This is a genomic window from Turicibacter sp. T129, from assembly GCF_025594975.1.
GTDB classification, from domain to species: Bacteria; Bacillota_I; Bacilli_A; order MOL361; family Turicibacteraceae; genus Turicibacter; species Turicibacter bilis.
In genome coordinates this window covers 24,443-34,900 of record NZ_JAMQUU010000013.1, presented here as the reverse complement: position 1 = coordinate 34,900, position 10,458 = coordinate 24,443, and the positions used below count along the sequence as shown (strand labels likewise).

The following is a 10,458-nucleotide window of genomic DNA, read 5'->3' as shown; positions in this document are numbered from 1 at the left end:
CCGGGCGCACATAAAAAAGACATGTCATAACATGTCTTTTTTCTACTACCATGATGATGGGAAACTGATATAGTTTCTTGGATTAACAGCGTATGGATAATTATAGTATCCTTCATAAACCTCAAAATGTAAATGAGCTCCAAAAGAATTACCCGTGTTCCCCATTGTACCTAACTGTGTTCCTCTTGATACTTGTTGACCAACAGATACATATGGAGCTGAATGCATATGTGCGTAAACCGTTGTCAAAATCTGTCCATTAACGTTATGTGTAATCATAACATGGTTTCCATACGCACTATGCCAGCCTGCACGAATAACCGTTCCAGCCTGTGCAGCATAAACAGGGGTTGATGTATCACCATAGTTTGCTAAGTCAATTCCTGTGTGATTCGGATAACACATGAATTCACAGCTCACATATCCTGTTGCTAATGGAATCATAAATCCACTTCCACTAATGACACCACCGCTACTAGATGAACCTCCGCTTGAAACAGGAGGAGGTGGCGTTTGTTCTAAAATTTCCTTTTGTTCTTCAGCAATAGCGATAATCTCAGCTGCCGATAAACGTTCACTTTCTAATTGTTGCATTTGTTTTGCTAATTCTTGTTTTTGTTGTTCTAACTTTTCTTGATAAGCTGTTAGAGTCTCACGTTCTACTTCTAAACTAGCTTTATTCTCAGCAAGTTCTTGCTTTTGAACCTTTAAAGTAGCCAGCATCGCTTGTTGTTGACTGACTAATAAACTTAGCTCATCCATTGATTCTGCATCACTTTCTGCAAAGTGATTAACAACACGTAATCGACGAATAAAATCAACGATGCTATCTGATTCAGATAAGACTTGCAAAATAGTATTTCCTCGAGATAAGCGTTGTGAAACACGCATACGTTCTGCAACAACTTCTTTAAGCTCTTGAATATCATTTTCTAATTTTTTGATTTCATTTTCACTATTTTTGATTTCATTTTCTTTAATTGATATTTTCTTTTCAAATTCAGAAATAGCAGTTTCTGTTTCAGAGATTTTTTGGATCGTTGTTCCCATATCCCCTTCTACAATATCAATCTCTTTTTGAACAGCGGCTTCTTTACTTTTTAAATCAGAAATCTGACTTTGCGCCTCACTAATAATGTCATTACACTCTTGTTTAGTCGAACATGTAGTAGAGGCATCTACCGTAAAAGAAAACTTTGGAATTAAGCTAAGCATTAGAGCCAAACTTAACATTGTAAAAATCTTTTTTGACATATTCATTCCCTCCCTTACCTTAATGAATTAGATTTTTAATGAATATTTAATAACTGCAAAGAAACTTCCCAATAAACTAACAATAATTGATAGAATTCCTATTAAAACACCTAATTCATAAACTGCTGGGAACGGTGCTGTCATTTGAAGCATTGGAATAACTAAAACGCCTCCGAATAATTCATATAAAAATTGGTAACCATAAATCGTAAATAAGATAGGACCTACAGCCCCTAAAATACCAATAATGAAACCTTCAATTAAGAATGGGACTGTAACATGTGAAACTGATGCTCCAACTAATTTCATAATTTTCAATTCATTTTTACGTGCATAAATAGTTAATTTAATTGTATTTTGGATTAAGAATACAGCTAAGATTAATAAAATAACAACAATCCATGAGAATGACTTACGAATAATATTTGTAATATTAGAAAAAGCTGCTAACGATGATTCTTCACCATAATCCACATAATCAACACCATCAATCTCTTTAACGACTTTAGCCACTTCATCCACATTTTTCACATCATCTGCAGCTACAACTACTGAATCTCGTAACGGATTTTCATCACTTGTATTTTCAAAGAAAGTAGCTAACTCTGGATCATCTTCACCAATACGATTAATAAAATCCGTATACTCTTCTTCTTTTGTCGTATGAATAATATCTGCTACGTGCTCTTGCGATTTCATTAAATCAATTGCAGCAGCAATTTGTTCTTGTGTTGCTTCTTTTGAGAACTCAACAAAAATTTTAATTTCACTTTCTACTTGCTCAGTAAAATTACTCGTATTATGAGCAAATAATACGAATAATGAACATAAACTTAAAGTTAAGGTTAAGGTAATGACTGATGAAAGTGACATGAATAAGTTATTCCAAATATTTTTAAATCCGTCTCGGATATAACGGAAAAATTGTCTAATTAGTTTCATAGTAACCTTTCACCTCATCACTAAAAATTGTTCCATGATCAATTGTTATCACACGGCAATCTTGCTCAAAGATTAGCTCATGATCATGAGTTGCCATAATAATCGTTTTTCCTTCATCGTTTAATTTCTTTAAAATATTAACGATTTGAGTTGAATTTTCTGGATCTAAGTTTCCAGTTGGCTCATCGGCAATAATAATATCTGGATTATTCGCAATGGCACGGGCAATTGCCACACGTTGCTGTTCTCCCCCTGATAATTGATTAGGATAAAAACGCATTTTATTCGTTAATCCAACTAATTCAATAGCTGCTACTGCTTTTGCACGAACCTCTTTACTCGGCAATCCAATGGCTTCTAAAGCAAAAGCAACATTTTGATAAACCGTCATTTTCTGCAATAATTTAAAATCTTGGAATACGACACCAATTTGACGACGTAACTTTGGTACTTTAAAGCGGTTAAGTTTACTCACATTAAGTCCCTTAACCATAATTTGACCACCCGTAGATTTTTCTTGACGATTAATCATTTTTAAAAATGATGATTTCCCTGCCCCACTCGGCCCAATCACGAACAAGAACTCTCCCGGCTCAATTTGAATATTTATATTATGAAGCCCAATAACTCCATTTGCGTACTTTTTACTGACATTTGTAAACTCAATCATAATCTCCCCACCTATCTCTAGACGTCTTTTCTCATTATAACATATCTGCCAGATACTTTCGTTTTCAATCCGGCAATTGCCAACAAATACTAATATTTTTTATGTATATTTTTCAATAATCTTTCATTAACATTTTAGCATAATCAATTTTATATTAATAGAAAATGTCGAACAAAACAGGCTATCAAAGCCTTAAACTAATGACTTTTTACATTCTTTACACATTATAAAGTTTTTCTAAACCAAAAAAAGAGGAAAATCTCGTAAAAGATTCTCCTCTTTTTTATTACGCTGGATAAACTAAATTAGCTTCTGTGATTTGGTTTAATGTATTTTCTAAGAAGGCCTTAGCTTCATATTTCGCCATTGGTAAATTCATATCTAAATAATTTCCACAATCGCGCGCACTTGCACCTGGAACGTCACCTTCATAATTCGCAACAAATTCAAAGGTTTCTTTAACTAAATCTACAATCTCTTCTGATTTTAGATCGCCTTTTAAAATTAAATAGAACCCTGTACGACATCCCATTGGTCCAAAATAAATAGTCTGATCTGCTGCTGTTTCATGATTACGTAAAAATGTTGCAGCTAAATGTTCAATCGTATGAATTTCAGCAGTATTCATAACTGGTTCACGATTCGGTAATTTTGTACGAATATCAAATGTTGTTACGATTTCTTGTCCTATGACATCTTGGCGTGAAACATAAATTCCACGTAATAAATCATCATGATTAACTGTAAAACTAGGAATCTTTTTCATATCTCCTTCACTCCTTTTACTCACTACTTATATTTAAATTCATTATACATGTAATCTGTGTATCTTTCTATCTATAGCATGAGTTATCCACAAACTTCCACCGTTAGATACTATGTCTTAAATAAGCATCAATAAATCCATCTAAATCGCCATCCATAACACCTTGGACATTTCCCACCTCATATGATGTGCGATGATCTTTAACTAATGAGTACGGATGGAAAACATATGAGCGAATCTGACTTCCCCATCCAATCTCTTTAACTTCACCACGGATTTTTGCTAACTCCGCTTCTTGTTCCTCTAACTTACGTTGATATAACTTAGATTTTAACATCTCCATCGCAGCTTCACGGTTTTTAATCTGTGAACGTTGGTTTTGGCATGTAACAATCGTATTCGTTGGTAAATGCGTAATACGTACCGCTGAATCAGTTGTATTAATGTGCTGACCACCTGCTCCACTTGCGCGGTACGTATCAATTTTTAAATCTTCAGCACGAATTTCGATATCAATATCTCCTGAGAATTCAGGCATGACATCACAAGAACAGAATGACGTATGACGACGCCCCCCCGAATCAAATGGAGAAATACGAACTAAACGATGTACGCCACGCTCGGCTTTAAAATAACCAAATGCATTTGTTCCTTTAATTTTGATTGTTACGCTTTTAATTCCAGCCTCTTCACCTACTAGATAATCTAAAACTTCTACTTTAAACCCTTTACGTTCAGCATAACGCGTATACATACGATATAACATTTCAGCCCAGTCTTGTGATTCTGTTCCACCCGCACCTGGATGTAGTTCTAAAATAGCATTGTTTGCATCATATGGACCACTTAATAAAATTTCTAATTCAAACTTATTTAACTTCTCACTGACTTCGCTAATCTGTGATTCAAGTTCAACTTGTAAGTCCTCATCGGGTTCTTCTAAAATTAACTCAAAAGCAACGGCTAAATCTTCTACTTCACCTTCTAAAGTATAGAATGTATTAACTTTATCTTTGATTGCATTGGCTGCATTAATAACTTCTTGAGCTTTACGTTGATCATCCCAAAAACCTACCGCTTGCATCTTTGCATCATACTCTTTAATCTCAGCTTCTTTTTGCTCAACATTTAAAGATTCTTTAAATTGAGAGATACGTTCAGACATTTTCTTGATTTCTGTTCTTATTTCATGAATTTCCATCTCTGTCACCACTTCTTTATATCAATTTTCATGTTTTTAAAATTGTTATCATAAACGCAAAACAAGTTCAAAAGATTATCATTATGATATCCTTGAACGATATAAGAAGCAGTAATTTTTTTACACTGTAAAAAATGTTACTGCTTCTATAATTAGCCTATATTTATGATATTTTAAGACTATTAATTTGATCGACTCTATATTGAATAATGATCTATTTCTATATATAAACAGATAAGTATTCTACATCTTAAGTAGCAAATAAAAAATACTGATATGTTTTACCTATCTAGGCAACCTATAGTCCAGTTAAAAATTTTCTCTCAAGAAAATTTATCTCGACTTATATATATAGAAAACAAAAGGTCTTTCATATTTTTCAATCACACTTAGTTCCCAAGTCCTTTTGAGACTAAGACCAACTATAGTAGCGATGAATCACCTAGCAGTTTTGCTCGCAAAATAATTCTCCATTACTAGGGGTTAAAAGTTTTTATGATATGAAAACTTATTTCAACTTATCTATAGAATCGCCTACTATTAACAGTTGATGGTAAAAGTAGATAATTATTAATTATCATTTCCACAACATTGTTTATATTTCTTCCCGCTTCCACATGGACACTCATCATTACGTCCTACTTTTTCAGTTGTACGTGTGACAGGGCGTTTTTTCTCTTCTTTTCCACTATTCGTCGCGGTTGGTTTAGCCACTTCTTCACGTTGTAAGTTTTGACGAATTTCTGCGCGTAAGATATAACGTGTTACATCATCTTCAATACGCTCAATTAAACGATTAAACATTTCAAATCCTTCACTTTGATATTCATGTAATGGATTGATTTGACCATACGAACGTAAATGGATTCCTTGGCGTAATGCATCCATGGCATCAATATGGTTCATCCAGTGCGTATCAACGACACGTAAAACAATAACTTTTTGGAATTCATGGAAGATTGAAGAGTCAATAGATTGCTCTTTTTGACGGTAATCATCTTTAACAAGATTAGCAATGTACTCAATCATTTCAGCCTCTGTTTTTCCTTCAAGTGCTGATAATTCTACTTTATTCACTGGGAATAAGTTCGTATTTAAGTAATTTAATAATCCTTCATAATTATATTCAGGAGCATCCTTTTGTTTTGAATCTTGTGCTTCTCCTACTGAATAAGTATGAACTAAGCGTGTTACTGAAGAGTCAATCATACCAAAGATAACATCTGTTAAGTCTTCCGTTTCTAAAATATCTTGACGTTGTCCATAAATGACTTCACGTTGACGACGGATGACATCATCATATTCCAGTAAATTTTTACGCATATCATAGTTGTTACCTTCTACACGTTTTTGTGCTGATTCAACCGCTTTAGTAACCATTTTACTTTCAATTGGCTCATTTTCATCCATTCCTAATTTATCAACCATCGTATGCATGCGATCAGAACCGAAACGACGCATTAATTCATCTTGGAATGATAAGTAGAAACGTGTATATCCTGGATCTCCTTGACGTCCAGAACGTCCACGTAACTGATTATCAATACGACGTGATTCATGACGCTCTGTCCCAATAACCGCTAATCCACCTAAAGCCTTCACTTCATCTGTTAACTTGATGTCTGTCCCACGACCAGCCATATTTGTCGCAATTGTAACAGCACCCTTTTTCCCAGCATCCATGATAATCTCAGCTTCACGCTCATGGTTTTTCGCATTTAAGACGTTATGTGGAATACCTTTACGTTTTAATAATTGTGAGATATATTCCGATGTTTCAACGGCTACTGTCCCTAATAAAACAGGTTGTCCTTGTTTATGACGCTCAATAACATCATTAACAACGGCGTTAAACTTCGCATTCATATCTTTATAAACTAAATCTGGTGCATCTTGACGAGCAATTGGACGGTTCGTTGGAATCTCAACAACCATCATATTATAAATATTACGGAACTCTTCTTCTTCTGTTTTAGCTGTCCCTGTCATTCCTGATAATTTACTATATAAACGGAATAAATTCTGGAATGTAATTGTTGCTAATGTTGATGTTTCTTGCTTAATTGATACACCTTCTTTTGCTTGAATCGCTTGGTGAAGACCTTCAGAATAAGCACGCCCCTTCATTAAACGTCCTGTAAATTGATCAACAATTACAACTTCATCGTCTTGAATGACGTAGTCTACGTCACGAGCCATCACATAGTTTGCTTTTAAGGCATTATTGATATGGTGTAATAAGACGGCATGTTTAATATCGTATAAGTTCTCAATACGGAATGTGCGTTCTGCCTTTTCAATTCCGCCTTCATTTAATTGAATATTTTTTGTTTTAATATCGATGTTATAATCTTCTTCATCTTTTAATGTTTTAACAAAACGGTCAGCATGCGCGTATAAGTTTGCTGTACGTTTTTGTCCACCTGAGATAATTAATGGCGTACGCGCCTCATCAATTAAAATTGAGTCAACCTCATCGACAATGGCATAATTTAATTTACGTTGTACCATTTGTTTTGCATATAGTACCATGTGATCACGTAAATAATCGAATCCTAATTCATTATTCGTTGAATATGTAATATCACATGCATATTGTTTCTTCTTCTCTTCAGACGGCATCCCTGCTAAGTTTAAACCAACTGTTAATCCAAGCCAACGATATAATTCACCCATTTCACGAGCATCACGACTCGCTAAATATTCATTGACTGTAATAATATGTACCCCTTTACCTTCTAAGGCATTTAAGTAAGCTGGCATCGTTGAAGTTAAAGTTTTACCCTCACCTGTTCTCATCTCAGCGATGTTCCCGCCGTGTAAAGCAATCCCCCCGATAATTTGTACTTTATATGGTTTCATACCAAGTACACGAGTTGATGCTTCACGAACAACAGCAAATGCTTCAACTAATAAATCATCTAGCGTTTCCCCTTTTTCAATTCTCTCTTTGAACTCTAGCGTTTTATTTTGAAGTTGCTCATCTGTTAACCCTTGCATATGTGGTTCTAAAGCAATTACTTCATCTGCTAATTTATCAGCACGTTTTAATACTTTCACACTTGGATCTAACATTTTCTTAATTGCTGAAATCATCATCATCGCTCCTTGTCTATCGTTAACTAACCTATGCTAGCTAATACTCTGTTTATTAACATAATGTTACCACTTTTGAATAAACATGTACACAAAAAATCCCCATATGGACATAATGTTACCTAATTTTTGTCACCTTCCTCTTTTGAAAGATGAACTTCAAGTCTTTATTACAACGAAAACCGATCACACTTATTCCAAACTTCCCTTTATTTCTAGCACATTTGCTTCCGATATAAAAGGCTACCTCTAACTAGAGACAGCCCTCAAATGAATGCAGATAGATTTTTAAATACACACTAAAGAGACTATCCTCAGATAGTCCCTTCTAATAATCATCAATTAGTTATTTGTTTCAATAACAGCATATTTACCATCGTTACGACGATATACCACACAAACAGCATCAACCGCCATATCGCGATAAACATAAAAATCATGTCCTAATAACTCTAATTGCATAATAGCTTCTTCAACGTCCATTGGTTTTAAATGAACATTTTTCACTTTATAAGGGACCTCATCCTCTTCATTATAAACCTCTGGTGTATCATCAATCGTAATGAAGTAATTACTAATTCCTTCACGCTCACGGATTTTTTTATTCGCCTTCGTTTTATGACGACGGATTTGACGTTCTAACTTATCTACAACTAAATCAATCGCTGCATATAAATCATCACTCGCTTCCTCAGCACGTAAGATAAATTGATTACCTGGAATAGTGACCTCTACTTTTTGAATCACATCATAGATTTTAATGTAGACGCGAGCCTCTAAATCTTGGTTCGTAGGTAAGAATCGTTGTAAACTTCCCACTTTTTCCTCGATATAATTTCTAATTGCATCCGTTACGTTGAAACGATTAGCTCCCCTGATTTGAATTCTCATTAGAATCACTCCTATCTATCTGATGTACCTTTATTATAATATAAACCCCAGCAAAAAGAAAGCGGTTTCCGTTTTTTGTCGAACATAAAACTGTTACATAAAACGGATTATAAACTTCTTTGTCGAACTCCTTCTTTATTAAAAAGAGATTTATATCATTTTAATCAAAATTAGTGAATTCTATACCTCTAAAACGGTTATAAATTTTTAATAAATTCTGATGGTCTCATTTGAAATGTTATCTAACGAAACAAAAATCAATTGAAGTTTCTCTCTTTCTTGCTTGGATAATCGTTTCTCTACCTGCTCTAATAAAATATCCATTCATGGATAAGGGCCCGGTGATACAGGATTTAAAATCATAATATGAGATTTTAATTTTAATTGTCTCTTAATCTCTTGATAATATGCCGAAATAAATAATTGAACTAAAATGAGATCTCCTTTTTTCAATCGCTCTACAACTTCAGTCATCCATTCATTTTGTTCAAATAAACAAGGTCCCTTCTTCCTAACCAAGTATTGTTGACAAGTCGCACAAATTATTGGCGGTTCAAGCGCTAACAACTCTTGAAATCGATTAATAACGATAAATTGATAACAAACTAGACATCTCATATTTTGGCTCCTCTTTTAATAAATGTTGCTTCCATGCGCTTTGATTCATTCGCTTAATTTGTTCACGCGCGGCATCCATCGCTTCTGTAATTCCATAATGAAAGAAAATAATCTCTCCATGTGGATACTTAGGATTTCTACCGACACGTCCACTGATTTGTACTAAGGCACTTTCTTCATAAACTTCATGTTCAGCACAAAAAATAGCCACATCAATATCAGCAATCGTCACACCACGCTCTAGAATCATCGTTGTAATTAAAAACTGCCCTTCTCCCTCTTTAAATGCTTTTACTTTTGAAATTCTCTCCTCATCATTCGAATAAACGAAGGCAACTTCTAATTTCAGCAGCTTTTTTAATACCTGTTGAAGAAAATGCCCCGCTTCAATCGTTGGAACGAATAAAAGGGCTCGCCGATTAGTCGCAAGTTTTTTTCTCATCCAACGTAAAACAGCGTTAGGAAGACGCCCTTTCTTCAAAGCTTTCTCAAGATTCCCTGCCCATTGAAATTTGGGAATGTCAAGCGAATATAAATGATACCTTGCAGGAATGAGACAACATTTCAAAGCCCCCTTCTTAATCGCTATTTGATCCGCTTTTGATGGTGTTGCAGATAAATAAATCGTAGCACAGGTTGGTTTACAAGCTTTCTTTGCTAGCCGTGGTAGCATCTCATCAAATGTATATGGAAAAGCATCTACCTCATCGATAATCAACAAATCAAATGCTTGATAAAAACGAATCAATTGATGAGTTGTACTAATCACAATATCCCCATAATCCATTTTTTCATCAGAGTGACCATGCAGTCCAATCACCAACGCATACGGAAAGGCTTGTTTAAGTCGAGGTACCAACTCGATGACCACATCAGCTCTTGGAATCGCCCAACAAACTCGTTTTTGTTGCTGTAAAGCAAGAGCAATGGTTTCAAACATCATCTCTGTTTTTCCTGGCTCCACATACTGCACGTCTTGAAAACCGAAAAAATATTTAATGATAAAACATGACAAATATT

The 10,458-nt window shown here is 34.6% G+C and carries 9 protein-coding genes; all 9 read right to left on the bottom strand.

Annotation, left to right across the window (positions count from 1 at the left end; genetic code table 11):
* Window positions 1–45 precede the first annotated feature (45 nt).
* Window positions 46–1,254: a murein hydrolase activator EnvC family protein gene (locus NEH75_RS01560; protein ID WP_055305654.1), complete on the bottom strand. Its 1,209-nt coding sequence runs from the start codon at window positions 1,252–1,254 to the stop codon at window positions 46–48.
* A 27-nt stretch (window positions 1,255–1,281) separates the two neighbouring features.
* Complete coding sequence (gene ftsX, locus NEH75_RS01555) at window positions 1,282–2,196, bottom strand: permease-like cell division protein FtsX (RefSeq protein ID WP_055305653.1); 915 nt, start codon at window positions 2,194–2,196, stop codon at window positions 1,282–1,284.
* A complete protein-coding gene (gene ftsE, locus NEH75_RS01550; RefSeq protein WP_055275154.1) occupies window positions 2,183–2,866 on the bottom strand; it encodes a cell division ATP-binding protein FtsE in 684 nt (227 codons plus the stop codon). The genes ftsX and ftsE overlap by 14 nt, the downstream gene beginning before the upstream one ends.
* Before the next feature lie 286 nt (window positions 2,867–3,152).
* Window positions 3,153–3,632, bottom strand: coding sequence for an S-ribosylhomocysteine lyase (locus NEH75_RS01545; RefSeq protein WP_055242735.1), 480 nt, complete (start codon window positions 3,630–3,632; stop codon window positions 3,153–3,155).
* A 103-nt stretch (window positions 3,633–3,735) separates the two neighbouring features.
* Entirely contained in the window at window positions 3,736–4,833 is a 1,098-nt protein-coding gene (gene prfB, locus NEH75_RS01540) for a peptide chain release factor 2 (RefSeq protein ID WP_070100325.1), read from the bottom strand.
* Between the two features lie 570 nt (window positions 4,834–5,403).
* Window positions 5,404–7,929 carry a preprotein translocase subunit SecA gene (secA, locus tag NEH75_RS01535; protein WP_262948394.1) on the bottom strand — a complete coding sequence of 842 codons (2,526 nt, stop codon included), beginning with the start codon at window positions 7,927–7,929 and terminating at the stop codon, window positions 5,404–5,406.
* A 342-nt stretch (window positions 7,930–8,271) separates the two neighbouring features.
* Complete coding sequence (hpf, locus tag NEH75_RS01530; protein ID WP_055275157.1) at window positions 8,272–8,820, bottom strand: ribosome hibernation-promoting factor, HPF/YfiA family; 549 nt, start codon at window positions 8,818–8,820, stop codon at window positions 8,272–8,274.
* 324 nt (window positions 8,821–9,144) lie between these two features.
* Window positions 9,145–9,438, bottom strand: coding sequence for a hypothetical protein (locus tag NEH75_RS01525; RefSeq protein WP_055275159.1), 294 nt, complete (start codon window positions 9,436–9,438; stop codon window positions 9,145–9,147).
* Window positions 9,401–10,402 carry a helicase-related protein gene (locus tag NEH75_RS01520; protein WP_238581296.1) on the bottom strand — a complete coding sequence of 334 codons (1,002 nt, stop codon included), beginning with the start codon at window positions 10,400–10,402 and terminating at the stop codon, window positions 9,401–9,403. The genes NEH75_RS01525 and NEH75_RS01520 overlap by 38 nt, the downstream gene beginning before the upstream one ends.
* Between the last annotated feature and the right edge of the window lie 56 nt (window positions 10,403–10,458).

Excerpts from the sequence above, each read along its gene's own strand:
- secA (WP_262948394.1), bottom strand. The coding sequence starts at position 7,929 with ATGATTTCAGCAATTAAGAAAATGTTAGATCCAAGTGTGAAAGTATTA.
- prfB (WP_070100325.1), bottom strand. The coding sequence starts at position 4,833 with ATGGAAATTCATGAAATAAGAACAGAAATCAAGAAAATGTCTGAACGT.
- NEH75_RS01525 (WP_055275159.1), bottom strand. The coding sequence starts at position 9,438 with ATGAGATGTCTAGTTTGTTATCAATTTATCGTTATTAATCGATTTCAA.
- NEH75_RS01560 (WP_055305654.1), bottom strand. The coding sequence starts at position 1,254 with ATGTCAAAAAAGATTTTTACAATGTTAAGTTTGGCTCTAATGCTTAGC.
- ftsE (WP_055275154.1), bottom strand. The coding sequence starts at position 2,866 with ATGATTGAGTTTACAAATGTCAGTAAAAAGTACGCAAATGGAGTTATT.
- hpf (WP_055275157.1), bottom strand. The coding sequence starts at position 8,820 with ATGAGAATTCAAATCAGGGGAGCTAATCGTTTCAACGTAACGGATGCA.
- NEH75_RS01545 (WP_055242735.1), bottom strand. The coding sequence starts at position 3,632 with ATGAAAAAGATTCCTAGTTTTACAGTTAATCATGATGATTTATTACGT.
- ftsX (WP_055305653.1), bottom strand. The coding sequence starts at position 2,196 with ATGAAACTAATTAGACAATTTTTCCGTTATATCCGAGACGGATTTAAA.